The 19,857-nt window shown below is 36.2% G+C and carries 25 protein-coding genes and 1 tRNA gene; 19 read left to right on the top strand and 7 right to left on the bottom strand.

The annotated features are described in order from the left end of the window. The first annotated feature begins 114 nt into the window (after nucleotides 1-114). The 5 genes from H7A25_03775 (at nucleotide 115) to H7A25_03755 (ending at nucleotide 5,182) form a co-directional block, all read left to right on the top strand. Entirely contained in the window at nucleotides 115-1,884 is a 1,770-nt protein-coding gene (locus tag H7A25_03775) for a response regulator (GenBank protein ID MCP5498994.1), read from the top strand. A 47-nt stretch (nucleotides 1,885-1,931) separates the two neighbouring features. Next, nucleotides 1,932-2,240, top strand: coding sequence for a (2Fe-2S) ferredoxin domain-containing protein (locus H7A25_03770; GenBank protein ID MCP5498993.1), 309 nt, complete (start codon nucleotides 1,932-1,934; stop codon nucleotides 2,238-2,240). 189 nt (nucleotides 2,241-2,429) lie between these two features. After that, nucleotides 2,430-3,260, top strand: a complete 831-nt coding sequence (locus tag H7A25_03765) for a hypothetical protein (protein MCP5498992.1) — start codon at nucleotides 2,430-2,432, stop codon at nucleotides 3,258-3,260. 379 nt (nucleotides 3,261-3,639) lie between these two features. Beyond that, nucleotides 3,640-3,987, top strand: a complete 348-nt coding sequence (locus H7A25_03760; GenBank protein MCP5498991.1) for a hypothetical protein — start codon at nucleotides 3,640-3,642, stop codon at nucleotides 3,985-3,987. Nucleotides 3,988-4,057: 70 nt separating this feature from the next. After that, nucleotides 4,058-5,182, top strand: coding sequence for a hypothetical protein (locus H7A25_03755; GenBank protein ID MCP5498990.1), 1,125 nt, complete (start codon nucleotides 4,058-4,060; stop codon nucleotides 5,180-5,182). Here H7A25_03755 and rdgB read toward each other — a convergent pair. From rdgB to H7A25_03740, 3 genes are all read right to left on the bottom strand, one after another. Beyond that, complete coding sequence (gene rdgB, locus H7A25_03750) at nucleotides 5,131-5,784, bottom strand: RdgB/HAM1 family non-canonical purine NTP pyrophosphatase (protein MCP5498989.1); 654 nt, start codon at nucleotides 5,782-5,784, stop codon at nucleotides 5,131-5,133. The genes H7A25_03755 and rdgB overlap by 52 nt on opposite strands. Continuing rightward, nucleotides 5,753-6,088: an STAS domain-containing protein gene (locus H7A25_03745; protein MCP5498988.1), complete on the bottom strand. Its 336-nt coding sequence runs from the start codon at nucleotides 6,086-6,088 to the stop codon at nucleotides 5,753-5,755. Before H7A25_03745 ends, rdgB begins: the two co-directional genes overlap by 32 nt. 101 nt (nucleotides 6,089-6,189) lie before the next feature. Continuing rightward, entirely contained in the window at nucleotides 6,190-6,351 is a 162-nt protein-coding gene (locus tag H7A25_03740) for a hypothetical protein (GenBank protein ID MCP5498987.1), read from the bottom strand. A gap of 161 nt (nucleotides 6,352-6,512) precedes the next feature. Between H7A25_03740 and H7A25_03735 the strand changes: the two genes are divergently transcribed. From H7A25_03735 to recR, 9 genes are all read left to right on the top strand, one after another. Beyond that, entirely contained in the window at nucleotides 6,513-7,361 is an 849-nt protein-coding gene (locus tag H7A25_03735; GenBank protein MCP5498986.1) for a diaminopimelate epimerase, read from the top strand. Nucleotides 7,362-7,496: 135 nt separating this feature from the next. Continuing rightward, nucleotides 7,497-7,976 carry a DUF3347 domain-containing protein gene (locus H7A25_03730; GenBank protein MCP5498985.1) on the top strand — a complete coding sequence of 160 codons (480 nt, stop codon included), beginning with the start codon at nucleotides 7,497-7,499 and terminating at the stop codon, nucleotides 7,974-7,976. A 14-nt stretch (nucleotides 7,977-7,990) separates the two neighbouring features. Further along, nucleotides 7,991-8,980 carry a hypothetical protein gene (locus H7A25_03725; protein MCP5498984.1) on the top strand — a complete coding sequence of 330 codons (990 nt, stop codon included), beginning with the start codon at nucleotides 7,991-7,993 and terminating at the stop codon, nucleotides 8,978-8,980. A 144-nt stretch (nucleotides 8,981-9,124) separates the two neighbouring features. Next, nucleotides 9,125-9,319, top strand: a complete 195-nt coding sequence (locus H7A25_03720) for a hypothetical protein (protein MCP5498983.1) — start codon at nucleotides 9,125-9,127, stop codon at nucleotides 9,317-9,319. Nucleotides 9,320-9,330: 11 nt separating this feature from the next. Then, nucleotides 9,331-9,804: a nucleoside deaminase gene (locus H7A25_03715; protein ID MCP5498982.1), complete on the top strand. Its 474-nt coding sequence runs from the start codon at nucleotides 9,331-9,333 to the stop codon at nucleotides 9,802-9,804. 38 nt (nucleotides 9,805-9,842) lie between these two features. After that, a tRNA-Ser gene (locus H7A25_03710) sits at nucleotides 9,843-9,926 on the top strand. Between the two features lie 11 nt (nucleotides 9,927-9,937). Further along, nucleotides 9,938-11,323, top strand: coding sequence for a DNA polymerase III subunit gamma/tau (dnaX, locus tag H7A25_03705; GenBank protein ID MCP5498981.1), 1,386 nt, complete (start codon nucleotides 9,938-9,940; stop codon nucleotides 11,321-11,323). A gap of 18 nt (nucleotides 11,324-11,341) precedes the next feature. Next, nucleotides 11,342-11,683: a YbaB/EbfC family nucleoid-associated protein gene (locus H7A25_03700; GenBank protein MCP5498980.1), complete on the top strand. Its 342-nt coding sequence runs from the start codon at nucleotides 11,342-11,344 to the stop codon at nucleotides 11,681-11,683. Continuing rightward, complete coding sequence (gene recR, locus H7A25_03695; GenBank protein MCP5498979.1) at nucleotides 11,676-12,269, top strand: recombination protein RecR; 594 nt, start codon at nucleotides 11,676-11,678, stop codon at nucleotides 12,267-12,269. Before H7A25_03700 ends, recR begins: the two co-directional genes overlap by 8 nt. On the opposite strand, the gene H7A25_03690 is transcribed toward recR, so the two are convergent. Both H7A25_03690 and H7A25_03685 read right to left on the bottom strand, forming a co-directional pair. After that, a complete protein-coding gene (locus H7A25_03690; protein ID MCP5498978.1) occupies nucleotides 12,266-13,819 on the bottom strand; it encodes a hypothetical protein in 1,554 nt (517 codons plus the stop codon). The two genes, recR and H7A25_03690, sit on opposite strands and share 4 nt — an antisense overlap. 5 nt (nucleotides 13,820-13,824) lie before the next feature. After that, the gene (locus H7A25_03685; GenBank protein ID MCP5498977.1) at nucleotides 13,825-14,700 is read right to left on the bottom strand and encodes an amino acid ABC transporter substrate-binding protein; all 876 of its coding nucleotides are present in this window, start codon (nucleotides 14,698-14,700) and stop codon (nucleotides 13,825-13,827) included. Between the two features lie 303 nt (nucleotides 14,701-15,003). Between H7A25_03685 and H7A25_03680 the strand changes: the two genes are divergently transcribed. The 4 genes from H7A25_03680 (at nucleotide 15,004) to H7A25_03665 (ending at nucleotide 16,741) form a co-directional block, all read left to right on the top strand. Continuing rightward, entirely contained in the window at nucleotides 15,004-15,558 is a 555-nt protein-coding gene (locus H7A25_03680; protein MCP5498976.1) for a hypothetical protein, read from the top strand. After that, on the top strand, nucleotides 15,551-15,850 hold the full coding sequence (locus H7A25_03675; GenBank protein ID MCP5498975.1) for a hypothetical protein: 300 nt from the start codon (nucleotides 15,551-15,553) through the stop codon (nucleotides 15,848-15,850). The genes H7A25_03680 and H7A25_03675 overlap by 8 nt, the downstream gene beginning before the upstream one ends. A 1-nt stretch (nucleotide 15,851) precedes the next feature. Next, nucleotides 15,852-16,169 (top strand): hypothetical protein, encoded by a 318-nt coding sequence (locus H7A25_03670; GenBank protein MCP5498974.1) that lies wholly within the window; start codon nucleotides 15,852-15,854, stop codon nucleotides 16,167-16,169. A 68-nt stretch (nucleotides 16,170-16,237) separates the two neighbouring features. Beyond that, nucleotides 16,238-16,741 carry a hypothetical protein gene (locus H7A25_03665; protein ID MCP5498973.1) on the top strand — a complete coding sequence of 168 codons (504 nt, stop codon included), beginning with the start codon at nucleotides 16,238-16,240 and terminating at the stop codon, nucleotides 16,739-16,741. 48 nt (nucleotides 16,742-16,789) lie between these two features. Here the strand turns inward: H7A25_03665 and lhgO are convergent, their stop codons facing one another. Beyond that, entirely contained in the window at nucleotides 16,790-17,989 is a 1,200-nt protein-coding gene (gene lhgO, locus H7A25_03660) for an L-2-hydroxyglutarate oxidase (protein MCP5498972.1), read from the bottom strand. A 71-nt stretch (nucleotides 17,990-18,060) separates the two neighbouring features. On the opposite strand from lhgO, the gene H7A25_03655 reads away from it, so the two are divergent. Beyond that, entirely contained in the window at nucleotides 18,061-18,975 is a 915-nt protein-coding gene (locus H7A25_03655; protein ID MCP5498971.1) for a TAXI family TRAP transporter solute-binding subunit, read from the top strand. Between the two features lie 62 nt (nucleotides 18,976-19,037). On the opposite strand, the gene H7A25_03650 is transcribed toward H7A25_03655, so the two are convergent. After that, the gene (locus H7A25_03650; GenBank protein ID MCP5498970.1) at nucleotides 19,038-19,856 is read right to left on the bottom strand and encodes a hypothetical protein; all 819 of its coding nucleotides are present in this window, start codon (nucleotides 19,854-19,856) and stop codon (nucleotides 19,038-19,040) included. Between the last annotated feature and the right edge of the window lies 1 nt (nucleotide 19,857).

Here is a 19,857-nt window from a genome sequence, read left to right as displayed (position 1 = left end):
AATTCTAATTCCTCGAATTGATTTTTTATGTTTTTTAAAACTATCTAAAAAAGAAAAAAATAACAGTTGGCTTATTATCCCTTTAAGAATAAAATAAGCATAAAAGGTATTAAAATGGAATTAATATTCAGGGAAGGTGTTTATTCTTCGATTCTGGCATTTTATAATAGCCAAGTAATTGTAGATAATTTTCTATTAATATTTTTTTTATCTTTTATTCTTTCTCTATTTTTTACCGGTATCTATATATTACTATTTGGTAAAGCCTTTACAAATCAAAAACTCAGGGATTTATTATTTAATTTGATAGATTTTAAGCCGGATGAAGAAGCAAAAAAAGCATTACAAAAAAGTGAAGCCCACCTTAAGGCGATTTTTAATCACTTAACATCCGGGATTATGATACTGAATAGAGATGGAATTATACTCGAAAATAATCAGACCCTGGAAATTTTGTTAGGGTATGAGAAAGATGAATTAAAGGGACAATCATTTCATATATATGCAATTCCGGAGGATAGAGACCAACTCGATAAGATTTTAAAGAGCCTTTTTCTGGGATATATTAACTCTATAAAGGTTTATCAGAAATGCTTACGAAAAGATGGTACTATATTTTGGGCACAACTAACAGGAAACCCAATAATAGAAGCCAATCAGACAGTTTACTCAATCCTATTTTCTCTAACCGATGTAAGTGATAGAAAACACTATGAAGCAGAGTTAAAAAAAGCAAAAGAATTAGCTGAAGAAGTAAGTCAAGCTAAATCTGAATTTTTAGCTGTAATGAGTCATGAAATACGAACTCCGATAAATGGTATATTAGGCATGACTCAATTATTATATTACACAAGATTAACAGAGGAACAAAAAGAGTATATAGAACTTTTGAAATCCAGTGCAAAAACCCTTCTTGGAATCATAAACGATATATTAGATTTATCAAAAATTGAATCCGGGAAAATGGAACTGGAGGAAAAACGATATAATTTAAATTCATGCCTGAGATATATTTTTCAGATTATGAAGAAGGTTGCAAGAGAAAAAGGTAACTCTCTATTTTTGGATTTGGACCAACGAATTCCTGATTATATAGTGGGAGATGAAACTCGCTTAAGCCAAATTTTATTAAATCTATTAAGTAATGCCTGTAAGTTTACTGAAAATGGAACAATAACATTAAAAACTGAATTATTAAGAGATGAAAATGATTTAATCCATATTATGTTTTATGTGATAGATACAGGAATTGGAATCCCGGAAGACAGGCAGCACATTATTTTTGAATCTTTTCAACAAGCAGATAGCTCCATAACAAGAAAATATGGTGGAACAGGGCTCGGTCTAAGTATTAGCAGAAAACTCATTCGTTTAATGGGAGGGGATATTGAACTTAAGAGCCAGAATGGTAAAGGTTCTACTTTTACATTTACTATATACCAGCAAAAAGCAAGTCTTAATGAATTCCAGCAAAAGAATGAATTTCCCGAATTAACTTTGAATTCTTCTTTTGCTCTCAGGTTTCCCTTTAATATATTGGTAGTAGAAGATAATGAGATAAACAGAATATTACTACAAAAAATTCTGATCAAGTTAGGATATTCTCCTTTACTGGCAAGTAATGGAGAGGAGGCTCTGGAAATAGTATTATCTAAAAAAGTAGATATAATTTTTATGGACATACAAATGCCGGTTATGGATGGAATGACTGCAACAAAAAAAATTCGTGAAAGTAAGCATATTTCTCCGTTTATAAAAATTATAGCCCTCACTGCCAACGTTTTACAGGATGATAGAAGTACTTATATAAATGCAGGTTTCAATACTCTTGTTTCGAAACCCATAGAAATAGAAAAGATAATCGAGCTAATTGAGAGATTCTAACAATAAATTGTGCTTGCTTCTTCTCTCAGGAAATCTATATTTGTATTATGTCACAGTACTATGAAAAACATATATTTGTTTGTGAGAATGTAAGGGAAGATGGAAAAAGAGTATCCTGCGGCTCCCAGGCATCTGCTGAAATCAGGGCATACTTAAAAGAGCAAACAAAGAAAAAAGCTCCCGGTAGAAAAATCCGGATCAATGCCAGTGGCTGTTTGGACCGCTGCGAATTGGGTCCTTTACTGGTCTCTTATCCCGAAGGAAGATGGTTTCGTCTGAAGACCAGGGAGGACGTAGATCGATTTATTGAATCTTATATTTTAGATTCTTCCCAAAATATAGAATTTGAAATTTAGAAAGATGAGTATATTCTACCCTCAACCCAGATGAAGTTGCGAACTATGAGTAGCCTTTTGAATCTGAATATCTAAGGGATAAAAAAATTAAATTTTTTATGGTAAAAATCCACTTATAGAAGCTTAGTCTTTTCTTTATCCGAAAGAATGAGTCGACATAGCTTTTCTATGTGTCAACCTGTCCCCAAGATGAAAAAACCAAGTGATATAGAAGTATTAGAATCAGTGAATATATATTATTCAAGCGGAAATATTTCTCCTTTTATTGAAAAGGGAGGGATTTGGATCATGGAAAATGTGAAAAAATATTGTATGGCCAATGATGATGAGGTTTCAGATTTATTTTTATTATTCCATTCGAAAGCTAAAACTTGTTTGGATGTTTATAAAAATAAATACTATACAAACTTTTTTGGTTTCCTTTTTGTTTATGCAAAAAATCTTTTAAGGAATCTCAGAAGAAAAGAACAGATCTACAAATCAAAACATGTTGATGTAATGTTAGATAGTCTTAATATTCCTTCCTATAAGTTCAAACCCAGCATATCAGCAAAAACCTTACATTCCGCAATGGATACAGATTTGCTTTTTAAGGAAAGACTCATCATCTGTTTAAAATATCATATTAAACTTTCAAACTCAGATGAGTCCGATCTTTTCTTTTATCTAAAAACGAAGGGGATTTCAAGTCTGGAGTTTTGGACATCCTACCGTAAAATGAAACAAAAGAAAGATTTGAAACAGGCTTTCCTATTAAAAAGAGTGAATAAGTTTAATGAAGCTTTAAAAATTGCCGAACCGGAAAAAATGGAAGAACTAAAACAGAACAAGGAAAAATATTATAACAAGCTCTTTCAGAGAAGTTTGAAATTAAGTTTCAAAGAAATCGGGAACTTACTAAATATTTCTATGAGTCAATGTCGTAATCTGCACAGAAGCGGACTTGCAAAACTTCGAATCTTTTATATAAAACTATACGGCTTGGAAGGAAAAGAAATTGACTTAAAATATCATATTTAAATCCTCTATAAAGGATGCGACCTTTTATAAGCTTCATTTTGTTCATTTACTGTTTATTGCCGTTTTCAATATACTCAGATAAAATATTACTCAAGGATGGGAAGCTTATAGAAGGTATACTCCAACAACAGAATGCCGATGAAGTACATATACTTAAAAAAAATGGAGAACGTATCTTTCTTCCAAAATCCATCATTAAAAGTATTTCATACGAAGAAGAACCAAAAGAAGAACCGAAATCAACTAGAGATACTTCCCTTTATCATCATTTCTTATTTCCTATCGGTCTGGGAAGTTTAGATAGTCCTCAGTTTACCTATGGGTATAGGTTTTTTTTTGGGCTGCTTTAGCCAACACAGCTTATTCCTACAGGGAAGTCTTGAAATCAGAAAATCAGTACAGGGAAAAAACGCAACATTATAGCCCTTTATTTCTTGATCCTGTGAATGTTCCTTTAAGCTCTTTTCTACTGCTTGATGAAATTAAAAGTTATTCACGTTATAGAAGAAAAGTTAGAACCTATAATCAAAGCGTCTCATTATTTGTATTGATTTATTCGTTACAGGTACTTCATAGTTTTTATACCCATTCTGATTCTTCTTCACTGGGCACTTTACAACAAAAAAAACAAAAATTACAGTTTCAAGGGCGATTGGAAAAAGACTTTTATTATAATAAAGAAAAAAATGACTTTCAATTTTTCTTGAATTTTAATTATAATTTTTAATTATAAGAAATACTTTAGTATTTAGCTATTTTTTGCTGACAGTCAATCTGGTTCTCGGATGGTTTCATTTATGCAGAATTTACAAAAAAACGAGGAAAAAAAACATTATTATTCGGCCTATTTGCCCCTGGAGACAGTTTTCCGGGCCTTACCTCGTGCCATATCTCTGGCCTATCAGGATATTGCTCTGGATTATGAAATACATAATCTTTCAGAACGCATTAAAAAACTGAAACAGGATGGATTTCAACATAAGGAAATCAATCCGGAAGAAATAAGAAGTATCCGGGAAGATGTTAAAACCATTACTACAGATAAATTATCCGAGCATATTTATCCTTTTGTTTATCGTCCTTATGACATAAGATTTTTTTTCCATAATCCGGTTTTTGCTCCCGGACTAACAGATGATCTTCTATATATGGATAAAGGTGATTCAATTCATCTTGTCCTGGAAAAGCACTCAAATTCTCATCAGCATTCTTTCTTTTTTTATACCACCAGGTACCTGGTAGCTTCCTGTTTCTCAGGACGTTCAGATGTCGAATTTGTTCAAATTCCCCTTTTCAGTATCAAGAAAGGCTCTTCAGAAAAGCAACATAACTTTCAAATGGAATTTATTCAAAAACTGGAAAAGATACTACAAGAAAACTTTTCTCCGGGTATAAAGAAGGAAAAGGCTTTCACTTCAGAAGATATTCTAAATTATTTTTTAGCTGTTTTATTCTCTGAAGATTATGAAAACCTCCATCACTCAGGCTGTAAGGAAGGAGAACTTCCAAGGTTTCCCTTACCCGATAATTCTATTACCTTTCATAAGCTTTCAGAGATTGGTAAAGAAATTGCGAGCCTGTTTCTACTGGAAAAGCATCTCCCCCTGACTTCTAATTTTTTAGTTTCTGGAGATAATGCAGTAAACAAAGTCACATTTATTCCTGGTTCTCCGAACGTGGGGAAATTGTACATAAACGAAACTCAGCTATTTGATGATTTTCCGGAAGAAATTTGGAATTTCAAAATAGGTGCCTGTCCCTTACTTAAGGTATTCTTAGAAAGAAAAGCAAACTCTAATATGAATCGGGAGGAAATTGTGCTCGTACAAAGGATTTCTTCTGCAATTTTGAATCTAATTAGAATTAAAACTCAGCTGAAATCTATATCTGTAGCCAAAGAAGTATTATTCCCTTCTAAATAAGATTTAAATTCAGAAAGGGCGAGCCCTCTGTGGGAATACTGATGTTTTACCTCGGGTAATACACGAGAAAAGCGTTCCTGTAAGGGGGGAAAGTAAAAAATAGGATCATATCCAAAACCATATTGGCCTATCTCATCATAATCTTCTGTGATAATTCCATCACAACGGCCTTTAAAAAAGAGGGTCTGTTTTCCCGGAAGACTAAAGGCAATTGCACAATAGTAATAAGCATTTCGATTTACCTTCCCTCTCATATTATCCAGAAGAAATTGTGTTCTTTCTCTGTCATTCATCCCCTGTTTTCCATAACGAGCTGAAAAAAGTCCCGGTTCGCCATTCAAAGCCTCAACACAAAGACCGGAATCATCAGCAACAGAAGGAAGAGACGTTAAACGGCAGAGTTCTTCTGATTTTAAAGCTGCGTTTTCTTCAAAAGTACTACCGGTTTCTTCGACTTCAAAATCAATATCCAATTCACCGGGTGTTTTAACGGAAATAGAAAAAGCTAAAAGGATTTCTTTTAGCTCTTTAATTTTCTTCTGATTATTGCTGGCAAGAGCAATGACTTTTCTATTGGTTTTCAAAGGAGGATTGAGCCTCATCCATATTGGAATAGATTTCAAACACCCTGTTTAGAAGTGTAATATCAAAAAGCTCAAGGAGGTCTTCATCAGTTATGATAAGCTTTATGTCTCCTCCAAGCGCATTAACTTTCTTCTTGTAAAACACAAGTTGACCCAGCACCATAGAGCAGATATGATTGGCTTCTGTCATATCTACAACTATTTGGTTTTCGGCATGGCCTAAAAGCTCACTGAAGTAAAGATCGAGCTTCTCACCTTCATCCTGCAGGATCGAACCTTCCAGTCTAAATACGTGAATGTTATTTTTTGTTGTTAGTTTCATACCCTAATTTTCCGGCTCACGAATATATAATGAACTATCCAAAAATCAAGTACTTTATTTAATTAAATAAGTATAAAGATTAAGGGGAAAGGAAATAATTTCTATTTCTTAATGAGAGCCTGAATCATATCCTGGCGATGCTTGTCCTTTTGGAACTTGTTCATAGCCTGCCATTCACGCTTGAGACTTTTCTTGAGTTTCTCTTCATCCATTCCTTTTAAAAGGGCATATTTTCTGATAAGTTTAGCTGTTTTCTGATTCATAGGGTTCAGATTCGTTCTTAGTCTTATCATGTCAATTGAAAATTTCAACTTGTACGCGAAAAGGATTCATTTACCAGAGAATAGTTATTGAAAAACACTTGGCAGATAGATGGATATAATTACCTTTTACAGTATTTACATTTATTTCCGGGAGGGCTTCGTTGAGAAAAATTCGTTTCACCAAAATGCATGGGATCGGGAATGATTATGTCTATATTGATGCTACCAAAGAAGACATAAGACTTACAGAAAAGGAAATTCAATTTCTATCAAATCGGAATTTTGGAATCGGGAGTGATGGAGTCATTTTTATTCGACCTTCAAAAGATGGTGATTTCATGATGGACATGTACAATTCGGACGGCTCCTCTTCGGAAATGTGCGGAAACGGAGTTCGTTGTGTAGGAAAATTTGTATATGATAAAGGTTTAACTTCCAAAACTCGTCCTATTATAGAGACAGGCAAAGGTTTATTAGAGCTGGACATGGAATTAGATGATACAGGAAAGGTATCCATGGTAAAGGTAAATATGGGAGAACCCATTTTAAAACCGGAGCTGGTTCCCCTAAAAATGTCAGGTGATAAACCTATCATCAATCAAGAGCTGGAGATTTCCGGATATAAGTTGAAATTTACAGCCGTTAGCATGGGAAATCCTCATGCAGTTGTTTTTGTGGAGGATTCAGATTCTTTTCCGGTTAATGAGCTGGGTCCTCAAATTGAAAATCACCCATTATTTCCGAGACGGGTTAATGTAGAGTTTGTAACGAAACTGGGAGGTAATCACTTTTATCAAAGGACCTGGGAAAGAGGTGCCGGTGAAACCCTTGCCTGCGGTACAGGAGCCTGTGCGGTCGGAGTAGCGTCTAATCTTTTAGGGAAAGCAGATAAAAAAGTTAGAATTGATTTAAAAGGTGGAACCTTATGGATAGAATGGGCCGATACCGGGGAAGTTTTTATGACCGGTCCCGCTGAAACTGTTTTTGAGGGGGAAATTGATTTACCTTAAAAGATGATTCCGAGTTTCTCGAGAGGATATATAAAAATCCAGAATGCAAAATTTTAAGGATAGTCATTTTTTTTTTATTTTTTATTGAAAAAAAGAATTTTTATGAGGATATTAACAAACAGGAAGGGGGACATTTTGAGGTATTTAATTTTTCTATTTTTTCTTTTTTCATTTTTTTATCAGTGTGAAAAACCAAACAGAGAGGTAAAAGTCCTTTCACAGGATTCAAGAACAACCCTGCTTCAAATATTTACTGAAAATGAAAAAGTAAATGAACAGCTTTTTAAGAGTGATACTATTCTTCCTGATGTAAGTAGTATCTTAGAAATAGTTACAGAAGCCAAAAATAAAGTAAAAGAGCCCGGAGTGCTCGCCTATCTCGGAAAAATGGAAGAAAATTTAAAAGGGCTTGATAATACGAAAAGAGAAGAATACCTTAAATCTTTCTCAGATTTTTCGATTAATCTGGCTGAGCTAAATAAAATGTATGGAGTAGCATCTGATTATAATCGCTTCTTTTGTCCTATGGTAATGAAAACCTGGGTAAAAAAAGGCAAAGAAATTAAGAATCCGTATGCCTCTGACATGAGAAATTGTGGTGAAATTGTAAAATAGAAGAAGATTTTAATGTGGATAATAATGAGAGCAAGATAAAAAAATGTTTTCTTGATACAGATATTTACCGTCGCTGTGCAGATAACTGTAAGGTAAATCTTACTTCAAATCCCTGGATGCGAAGTAAACTGGACGAGATATGTATTGCCAATAAAAAACTATCTACCTTTGTAGATGGAGAAAATGCTTTTACAGTAGCCATTTCTGCCTTTCTTCAAGCTCAGCCCATTATTATAGAAACCTTTATTAATAGCTCAGATTCTAACCTGGATCTGGCCCGCTATTTTTTTGGAATCTGCGAACCGGAAGATATAAGTGAAATTGTAGAAAGCCTTTCCGATGAATCCATTTATAAAATCCTCGACAGTGATTACAGAAATTACCTGGAGGTTCGAAAGATGTTTGGTAGGAGTCCGGAAGCAATCAATTATTTTGCTATGAAAAGTAGCCGCTACTGGGCTTTAGTTTCTCCCGGTAGAATTTGTAGACTCATAGTTTTTTTAATTCGAACCAAACAGAGGTTTAACCTTGCCTCTCAGTTTCTCTTAATTTTACCACCGGAAGTTATTTCAGAAATCACCCACTATACAAACCTGAGCGAAGATGATGAAAGAAATCTCTATCTTTCTCTCGAGGATAATATTTACAATCTTCCTTTAATCTCTCCGAAAATTTATGATCACATGTTACGCCTTTTTCAGGATAATATGGAAATCTATTTTATTCTGGAGACGATGCAGGAGTTAGTAAAACGTCGCTTAAAAATTGATGAGATCACCCGTTCCTTTGTGCGTTATCACAAAAGGGTGGGAATGAAATTTACCATTCAATGGATTTATTCCGAATTGTTCGGTCTTGAATATGAATTAGTAGTGGAGGTACTCGGACAGCTAAAGGAAAAAGAGTATATTACAGTTTCCGAAAAGTCCACCCTGCAGGCTTTGCTTAAAACCGGGAATATGGACTTCATGAAAGATCTTAAACAGGAGATTTTGAGTATTTAACCCGAAGCTCCCTTTTTCTTGGGAAGCGGCTGATTCACTTACAAAAAAAAGCAATTCTCGACTTTTTAAGAGGATACTTCATTTCCTGAAAATTTTATAGAAACACTGCTTGACAGTACAGTTAGTGCTGATATTTTCTTGCCTATGGTAAAGTCAAAGAAGAGAAAGAAAAATGAATTAAGTATTTTTTGTCCCAAATATTCCAAAGCAATCAAATCCTGTCCGAGTTCAAAAGATATACTCATGAAAGAAGATGTAAAAAATCTCCTGAATCGTTGTTCCTGTGAGAAATTTAAAACCTGCTCCATATACCTTGAATTGGAGGAAAAGGCAGCTTAGTTCTTTTATAGATGATAGACCTTTTTAAGCTTGATTCAAATCAAGAACTGGCTATGGAAGGGTTTATTCGGGATTTCTTACAAATTCCGAGAGTAGCTGATCTTCCTTCTTTTTCTCGTATTTTTGATGAACAATTCCTTCCTGTTTCGGAAGCCAATAACCGGACTGAAGCCAGTGGTATCAGCCATTTTCATAGCGAGGTCTTAAGTATTGCAAGAGCTCAGGAAAAAATTCAGTCCCGTTATTTGAATAATTTTACGCTGATTACAAGCCTCGAACCCTGCCTGATGTGTACCGGTGCGATCATTCTTTCCCGTTTGAAAAAAGTTATCTACCTTGTTCGGAATACGAAGGCTGAGGGAATTTCTTCTCTCAGTCCTGAACAAATTTACTTAAAAAACCATTTTCCCGAGCTTCTTTACCATCCGGACTCCCGTGTAAAGGAGAAATTTGAGGTTTTTTTTAACTCTCTTCGTAGTTTTTAATTGACGTACAGGGGATTTTCTTTCCTTTGTTAGTGAAGGGAGAGATGTCAGAGTGGTCTAATGTGCACGCTTGGAAAGCGTGTGTGCCAAAAGCACCCCGGGTTCGAATCCCGGTCTCTCCGAAACTTCCACAATGAGCGATAATCACCAGGTCTTTGCCCGTAAATACCGACCTCAAAAATTTAAAGAAGTTATCTATCAAAAATTGGCCATTAATGCCCTTCAAAATGCACTAAAAACCAATCGAGTAGGTCATGCTTACATTTTTTTTGGTCCGAGAGGTGTAGGAAAAACCACCATTGCAAGGATTCTTGCCAAGCGCTTAAACTGCGAAAAACCCACTGAGGACAATGAACCCTGTTGTGAATGCCTTTCCTGTAAGGAAATCACTCGGGGTATTTCCAATGATGTTTTAGAGATAGACGCAGCGAGTAACCGGGGGATTGATAATATTCGAGACCTGAGAGAGAGTGTAAAGTTTAACCCGATGGGCGGGAAGAATAAGATTTATATTATTGACGAGGTTCATATGCTTACCGATGCCTCTTTCAATGCCCTTTTAAAAACCCTCGAAGAACCCCCTCCCCATGTAGTTTTTATTCTCGCTACAACCGAATACCATAAAATCCCGGAAACCATCCTTTCTCGGTGTCAGGATTTTGTGTTTAAAAAAGTTCCGATTGCAGAACTTCAGGCTTATGTCGAGGAACTATGCAAAAGAGAATCGATTCATTACGATCAGGAAGGCCTTTTCTGGATAGCCAAAAAAGGAGACGGTTCCGTTAGAGACACACTTTCTTTTTTGGAGCAGGCAGTTACGTTTACGGACTCCAATTTAAATGCAAAGCTCATCGAAAAAATGCTGGGTTACCAGGGTGTAGAAATTCACATAGAATTTCTATCTCATCTTTTATCAGAAACCAGCCACCATCAGGTAATTAAAAGTCTGGAAAAGTTATTTCAGGATGGGAGCGATATGCAGAAATTTGTTTGGGATTTTGTGGAATTTACCCATTCAACTGTTCTAATCAAGGAAAACCTCGCAGATCGAGAGAATATTAATTTTCCGGCTGAAGATATTCAGAAAATTCGTAAAGAAGTGGAACCTTATGATATAGAGGTTCTGACCCGGCTTTCGGAATATAGTTTTAAAATTTATGAGAAGCTAATTCAGCTCAAATTACGCAACTCCTATGAAATAAAAATTTTTTTAGAACTCCAGTTTCGTAAAATTATCAATGAACTGAATAAACCGAGTTTATCCGGGGTTCTGGAAAAAATTCGGGCTTTGAGTGAACTCATTCAGAAACAACCCTCCGGAAAATCGATTCCCTCAGCATCAGAATCCCAACAGTCCGGTGAAGTAGAACCCTCCAAATCTGAAGCAACTTTTGAAATTAAAGAAGAACTTGCAAAAAAAGAAAACTCAAAAAGCCTTGAAAAACCCGACGTGGAATCATTAATCATGGAACAATTTTCCGGTACAGAAATAGAACCGGGTAAAATACCAGAAATCTAAACTAGAGGTACGATTTGTATGCTTGGTAAAAAAATGGCAGATACCATCTCTAAAATGAGAGATATGAAAAAGCAAATGGCTGCAGTTCAAAAAAGAATCTCCCTGATTCGTGTAACTGCTTCTGCTGGAGCCGGAATGGTAGACGTTACCGTTACGGGAGATGGAAATGTTTCTAATATTAAAATTAATAAAGAGTTATTCGAAGCAGATGATGTCAAAATGCTGGAAGACCTTATCATTTCAGCAACCAATGAGGCCCTAAAAAAATCAAAAGAAGCAATGGCGCATGAACTAAAATCGGTAACCGGCGGAATCGATCCGACCAAGCTTTCCGAAATGTTCGGCGGCTCAGGTGACTGAGGAACTATTCCAAAAATTAGTCTCTACACTTGCCTCTCTTCCGGGTATAGGAAAAAAGAGTGCCCAGAGAATATCCTTTCACCTTCTCAGGCTTGATGAATCCAGCTTTTCCCGTTTTTTAGAAAATCTTTCTGATATTCGAGAAAAGTTGGGTTACTGTTCTGTTTGTGGAGCCATAACCGAGCATTCTATTTGTGAAATCTGCAACTCAGATAGTAGGGATAGTAAGGTTGTATGCGTGGTGGAACAACCGGAAGATATTTTCTATATAGAAAAAACCGGTGAATTCCGGGGAAAGTATCACGTTTTGAATGGGGTAATTTCTCCTCTCGACGGAATCGGACCTGAAAACCTGCGAATAAAAGAGCTAATGGATAGAATCCCCGGTGCTGGAATTGAAGAGATTCTTCTTGCCACCAATCCGAATATGGAAGGGGATGCTACAGCCAGCTACTTGAATGAACTTTTAAAAAAAGAAGGAATCAGGACGACAAGGATAGCCCACGGTGTCACCGTAGGCAGTACCCTCGAATATGCGGATCAATATACGCTGGGAAAAGCAATTCGCTCCCGCATACAGATTTAGAATTTAACCTCTGCACTTAAAAAAGCCTCCCGAATAGAACTTCCATAGAGGGTGTCGTTTAGTGCTTTGAGACCATCTCCAACAACAAAATAACCGGAACGGAAGATCAAATATAAATTCCCCAGGACCATCCATCTCAGATCAAAATTATACTCCTGTCCGAAATAAGTTGAAGTATTTTTATAATTTTCCGTATTGAAGTATCGGTTATTCTCAATATGAGGAGATTTAAGTGCATGTAACTGGTAATAACCCAGAGTAGCTTTCAGACGAAAAAGCGGAAAGGTTACATAGGTTCCATATTCCGCCAGACCGGAAAGTGGAACACCAAGGGAACCGGTTCCAAAAATGGCATATCCTCCTGTCCAGTCTATGGCTACGTTCGATATACTAAAACCGGGATACAGGGTTCGAAATCCGTTTCCCCGATAAGAAGCATCCACTCCATCTGTTTCAGCACCCGGCCTTCCGGATGTTGCCACTGTAATAAAGTTTAAAGACGTTTGATTATCGAAAAAATAAGAAAACTCGAGGTCTAACATTCCACCTTTTATCCGATGTCGGTCAGTCTTATCAAAAATAGCAGCTCCTGTTTCATCCCGTACCGGGTTTAAAGAACGGACCTTTCCCTGATTTAAAATCCCGTGAACTACAAAGCTATATTTTTTAAAGTTAAATTCATTGTAGAATCCATGCCAGGATAAAACACCGGTTTCCTGGGAAGGATCATTGGGATCGCTATCCTGCTGATAATAAGTGTATAACTCGTTTTTCATGAAATGGAAATAATTTAAGCGAGCACTTAAAAAATAGACATTTACATTGACGAAGTTTTTATCGGAAAATCCGTTCCCGTCCCTGTCCAGAAAAGAACGCTCTCTGGCACGCATCCATCCTCCGATTAGATTTATGTGGTAACGATTTATGTCCTTGGTCATTTTAATTCCGGTTCCCTGTGCGTATAACACCCTTCCGCGAACAGAAGAGAATAGTTGCAAGCCCACCCTTGTATTCATATGCTGGGAAGGGGTTTTAAAATTCATATACAAAAAGTTCGTTTGTAAGTTGACTCCTGCAGTTTCACCAAGCCCCATCTCCCCACCGCTTCCACCACCGAGGACATAAGGTGAATTTGGACTGGATGTATTTTGTGGTTTTCCTCCCCAAATTATATTTCCTACACGAAACCCCCAGAGGGCATCTACATACTGACTGAAGATAAAGTTAATATTCATAGATAACCAGGCATCCTGATACTGAAGGTTTTCTTTATGAGGAGAGAGAACGGAAGGCTTGCCCGTCTTTCTTGCTTCCAACTCGGATTGATAGAGATCATAAGCATTGCTATTTCTTTGATCTATTTCTGACTCTTTAGAATAGATAGGGCTTGTTGGACTTACCCGGTTTAAAAGAACATCTCGACCCAAAAAGAATGTTCTGGAACGAACCGTTCCGTTATAATTGATATTAATCTCACCCTCTTTTGCTACAAGGGAAAATGAGATAAAAAAGAAAATTAGAATAAAGCCAAAGTATAATCGATTCAACATTCCTCCTATTTACCGGTAACCCATTTATTATTATTAAAATATTTCTGTTTTAATTTTTCAATTTGTCCGGAGCGCTTCATTTCACGTATGAAGAAGTTCAAATCCGTTAAGAGGAGAATGTCATATTTTCTTACAGCAATACTTATTTGCTTTTCAACAACAGAACTTAAAAGAGGTTTATAATCATTTTTAAGAGAAGGATACTTTTGTAATAAACCCTCTATATATAAATTATCTGCCACATAACAATTTACGGTATTTTTCAATAGAGCCTGTAAGGCCAGTGAGTCTTTTAAGTAAGTGTAAATCTGAAATTTACCACCAAATTGCTCCCTGATAAATGTATAATTGTATGTGTCCGATTTAACCGCCATCCGGATTCCCGGTTGAAATTGTAAATCCAGAATGCTTTTATAGGGATTATTGCTAACTACTTCTCCTTCCGGTTCCGGAGGTATAGCAAGTTTATTGACAAGCCCTCCTGTAGAAGTAAAAGTATAGGGTAGGCTAAAGGAAACCAGCTTTCCCCTCTCTAAGTTCGAGGAATTACCCATTGAGATGTGGACCTTGCCTTTCTCCAGGGCTTCAGCGTGATGCTTAAATGTAGTAAGAGGAGTGATTTTTGTAAGCTTGACTCCGAGATAATCCGCGTAAGCCCGGGCAATCTCTACTTCAAATCCGGGATAACCGGGTTTAGGATCATAAATGTAATAAGGTTCGTTATCTTCAGATACTGAAATCATGAGTTGCTTTGTTTCTAAGATTTCTTCTAAACCTGATTTTTCAGGAATAAGTCTATTTGTTTCTTTAGCGAAACCTATACTCTGCCAGAAGAAGAGTAACACGAAAATAGAAATCAGTATATTTTTTTGTATTTTCACAGATCCAGTTCATAAAAAATAGCTAAATCAGTCCATTCATTTATTACTCTTATTTTTCTGAGTATAATAAGCTCCTTTCAGATAAATAGAAATCAAACATAAAATTTGGAGAGTATCCTTGATACAATAAAAAAACACATGCGAATATTAAAATATACATAGATTTAAAAAATATAAATAAACTAAGACATCTTTTGAAAAATATCCTGTAAAGCCCGAGATGAAGCAGGAATAGTTAAAAAAGAAAAAGAATCTGTAACTTTTAAGCTTTACAAAATCAGGATCAAATTTAGATTAAGATAAATGAAATATATTAGCTTATTCGGCTGTATCCTCTTAAGTCATTGCGCTGTGCTTCATCAATATTCTATGGGAGATATACAGGCAGGAAGAGGAAACTTGAAGAAGTTTACTATCATGAAAAGTGAACTCGGAATTGAAGTTGCCAAAACGGCCTCGACCACTGCTCAGATTCTGAGAAATTCGGGGAGGATAAGCCAGAGAGATGCAGATAAAATTCAGGGGCTCGCCACTATCCTTGCACTCTCGAATATGGGTCCGAGAACGGGAAAAGCGGTTTATGATGAAACCTATCTCGATAGTCTTGCTAAAAAAATTTATGAGAAATGTCCTTCCGGGGAAATAACGGGCCTCATTTCTATCCGAGAATCCGCACAATATCCTGTCATCAGCGGTGAAATCGGGAAAATTGTAGGCTATTGTTATGGAAAACTAAAAGAAGAAGAAAGCTCAAAAGAAAAAAATACTGAAGTAAAAACGAATGAAACACAAAACAACTCAAGCTCCGAAAAAGGTTCAGAGCCCAATAAAGAAAAAGGAGAATCGAAGGGTGAATAAACTGATTATTATATTTACACTGCTTATCTTAAGCCATTGTGTATCTCTAAAAAGTGTGTCCATAACACCGCAACCGGCAAATCGCAGTAAAAAGATTGAAGCAGAAGTAAGTAAGTTTATCTTTTTAGCTTTTAATTTCAATAACGATTTTGTGGAGGAGTTACCCACAAAATTAATCGAACAATGTAAAACAGGAACGATAAGCGGTATCGTAACCCGTTATGAACAAACTAACTATTTTCTGTTTCATACCATGACTGTTCGGGCCAATGCTTATTGTCTGGAGAAATAGGATGAAATATATTATAAATCTTACTTTCCTGATGTTTCTTTCTTCCTGCACTTACAGCGTTCACCAGTTTAACGCGGGAGATGTAGTAAGGCCTTTGCCCCTTGAAAAAATGAAATTGATAAATGCGGAAGGAGAACAATTTTCTTTTCTCGGTTTTACCTTCGATACAAACTATGTTCTTGAGGCCGTAGAAAAGTTAAATGAGAAATGTCCCGGAGGAGAAATTCAGGGAATCAACACGAGATTCAGTACGGCTCACGGATTTTTATCCTGGAGAAATAAGGTTCATCTCGAAGGTTTTTGCATACCCGGTTCATAATCTATTTAGCTTTTTTTGAAAGAACCTTTTTTATTTCTCTTCGTCTATATTTATAGATAGGAGGTAATATGATTAAGAAAATTTTTATTTCGTTCATTCTTTTCACTCTCAGCTTTCCCCTTTTTGCAGAAGGTCGTTCCGACATTCATTCTATTTTTCAAAAATTACTTTATGAGCATCAAAAGCAGATGCAAAGCTTTTTCCATGACACTAATCTTGCCGATCCTTTTGAGAAAGCTTTCTTTTCAGATTTTACCTTTACTAGGAATATGCAAACGGTTTCTTTCTTCGAGAATCTGAAGAACCGTTTGGATAGAGGAGAAACGCCGGGACATGCAGGCATCATGCAAATTTCCTATAGTTCTTATTCGAACATTAATGGAAAGCAGAATGCTGTGAGCTATGAATACAGATCTGACGGAAAACACATTGTTCTTACCAGGGGAACCTGGAAGGATGGTAAGCTTTTGAAAACAGTCTATAACTACTCACCAACTTCGAAAGAGCTTGAGACAAGAGAGTTTAAAGGAAAAGAACTTCTTCAAAAGAAGACTTACAAATACGAGATATAAGAAAAAGACCCTGCTCTTTTGAGCGGGGTTTTGAATTATATTGAGTCTTCATACTGTATGATTTGAAAGGATTTTATCACAAATCATTTCTCCGATAGATAAAGAAGATGTAGCAGCCGGTGAAGGTGCATTCAAAAGAAAAAATCCTTCAGCAACTTGCTGAAACGAAAAATCATCCAATAGATTTCCTTCTCTATCTACAGCCTGAGCCCTTACGCCACTTCCTCCTTTTACTAAATCGCTTTCCTGTATCGCCGGAACCAGGGTTTGTAAGGCCCGTGTAAAAGATGCTTTAGAAAAGGAACGCCACATTTCTCCCATACCGGTTTTCCAGTATTTAGCAGCCATTTTATAAAAACCCGGAAAAAATAGTATTTCTGAAAATTCACGCACGGAAATATCTTTTTTTGTGTAACCTTCCCTGCGAAATGCCAGAACCGCATTGGGTCCGGCTTCTATTTCCCCGTTGATTCTCCGGGTAAAGTGAACCCCCAAAAAAGGAAAACGTGGATCCGGAACCGGATAGATGAGATGCTGAACCAGACTACGTTTATCTTCTTTTAAAGTAAAGTATTCCCCTCGAAAAGGAATAATCATAGCTGAGTTTTTATGAATATTGGAAAGTATTTTATCGGAATACAAACCTGCACAGGAAATAAGTTTCTTCGTTGTATAAATATGCTTAGAACCTACAACTTCCAAACCATTCTTCTGTCTTACAGATTTCACTTCTTCTGAGTAAGCAAACTCAACTCCTTCTTTTAACAGAAGTTCAGCTAATTTTTGTCCGACTTCCGGATAGTGAACGATACCGGCCTGCGGTACTAATAAAGCTTTTTTTGCCCTTACGCAGGGTTCTCTTTCTTGAATTTCTTCTTCTGAGAGATAGCGTAGACCATCGAGACCATTAGCAATACCCCTTTCCTGAATTTTATGCAAAGAAACTATTTCTTCTTCGGAATTTGCTACAATAATCTTTCCACAGATTTCATGTTTGATTGCATGTTGTTTACAAAAATCTAATAGAAGTTTATACCCACTCTTACAGTTATCAGCTTTCAGACTTCCAGGTTTATAGTATATACCGGAATGGATAACCCCGCTATTATGCCCGCTCTGGTGTTTACAAATGCTATCTTCTTTTTCAAGAATGATTATTTTCCAGTTCGGTTTTCTTTTTTTTAAAGCATAGGCCGTTCCTAAACCTACAATTCCTGCACCGATGATTACACAATCCCAATTACTCAATGTATCCCTCCTGTAAGTTTTTGAAGAAGAAAAGAATATACAACATAAGCCAAAGCATTTTTTTTGTATCCATGAAAAAGAAAACTCTATTATTTTTTATAGTTCTCTTTTTTGCAGGACTTTCCTGTAAGAAAGAGTTTTCATTTCGTTTTGCTGCCGGCTTTGAAGGAGGAACCTATTATAAAATAGGACAATCTCTAAATTCAATTCCGGGCTTTAAGTTTGAAGTTCAAAAAACGGATGGAAGCCTGGATAATATACTCAGATTAGCTGCGAATAAAGCCGACTTTTCTCTGACACAACTCGATATGTTACAGAATTACGCTATCGGAGAACCGGACATAAAAGGAAAAGTAAAAATCCTGATGCCGCTCTATGGAGAAGAGGTTCATTTACTGGCTAAGAAAAGCATTCAGAATTTACAGGATCTGAAAGGAAAAACTATTTCTATAGGCCCTTCCGATTCCGGGATAAAAATCAGTTCTTTAATCTTTTTAAGCCAAATAGGCCTCAAAGAAGAAGATATCAAGCTCGAAGAGTTTAAAACAGAGAAAGCTTTAGCTATGCTTGTAGAAGGAAAACTTGATGCAGTTGTTATCATTGCCGGCGCCCCGGTAAAAGCTCTCTCCGATCTGGATAAAAGTGTAGGAAATAAAATTCATCTTCTGGAGTTTGCCGAGGGTCTGTATCAATCAGTTCGAGGAACAAATCTTATGTATCAAAAAGCAGAAATTCCCGCAGGGATGTATAGTTGGCAGGAGAAGTCGATACGAACTTTATTAGTTCAATCGGTTTTAATTAGCCGGGCTGAAATAGATATTCCAACTATAGAAGAATTTGTAGATAATATTTTTTCAAATCAGATTTCTCTTGGAAGCCAACACAGCAAATGGAAAGGTTTGAATAAAAAACAGGTAAAGTTGTATTTTGAAAAGAGCCCGGACTTATACCACCCGGCTATGAAAAAGATCATTTCTAATTTCTAATATTTTAATAATAGAGGATTCGTTTCGTATGAAAATAAAAAAGCAGGTTTTAAACCTGCTTTTCACTTGTGCCTGTGGTGGTCTTTTTTATCCAGACCAACCAGGGAATCCATCCTGAAATCGCGAATGATATTATGGGTTTTTTCAATAATCATTTTCAAGGCTTCTCCGTATGTAATTCCACCAAATTTATCTATCAATTCTTTACTATCACTTTCGCTAAATCTGATAGTATTATTGACTTGAACTTTTTGGTCATCTATGCATTCTTCAATAATGTCAGAAACACTTTTTAAAGCCCGGCAGGTTTCACGTAAAAGAGTCTGGCATTCTCTCTCAATGGTAGAACTTGTTCCCCTTGTGTCCTGAATAATATTTACATGTTCATTCATGCGAATGGAGAGCTTGCCTTTTCGGGTAAGACCTGTTTTCTCCAGTGCATACACCGGCTCCTGTAAAATGTTCATTTCGGGTGTTCCGCGAAAAACCTTATATATGAATTGTAGCTCATGATTCACGAAGTCTACGATAGCACCATAGAAATATTTGATTTCTGTTTTTGCCATGGGATGAAAATCGATTTTCGGATATTTCCGGATCCTCGCTTCATTCTCTTCGATAATCTTATCAATAGTAGTCTGTTCGGAACTGGCTTTTTTCCTCCGCTTCATTTCGTTATGCTTGGATTTTAGCTGATCTAAAAACAAGATTTCATCCCGAATAAAACGGTTCACATTACCCTTATGCGTTAAAACCTGGGTATATCTCTGTTCAAAGGGATACAGGTTGAAAAGAGTCGGGTTCTCCTGAGACAATTCGGTATAGTCACTTCTAATTTTGTCAATAATTCTATCGATTTCTTCTCTACTCAGTTCTGACATG

It is taken from the genome of Leptospiraceae bacterium, assembly GCA_024233835.1.
GTDB lineage: Bacteria > Spirochaetota > Leptospiria > Leptospirales > Leptospiraceae > JACKPC01.
Note: the sequence above shows the minus strand (reverse complement) of the source record. Positions and strands in the feature narration are given on the sequence as shown.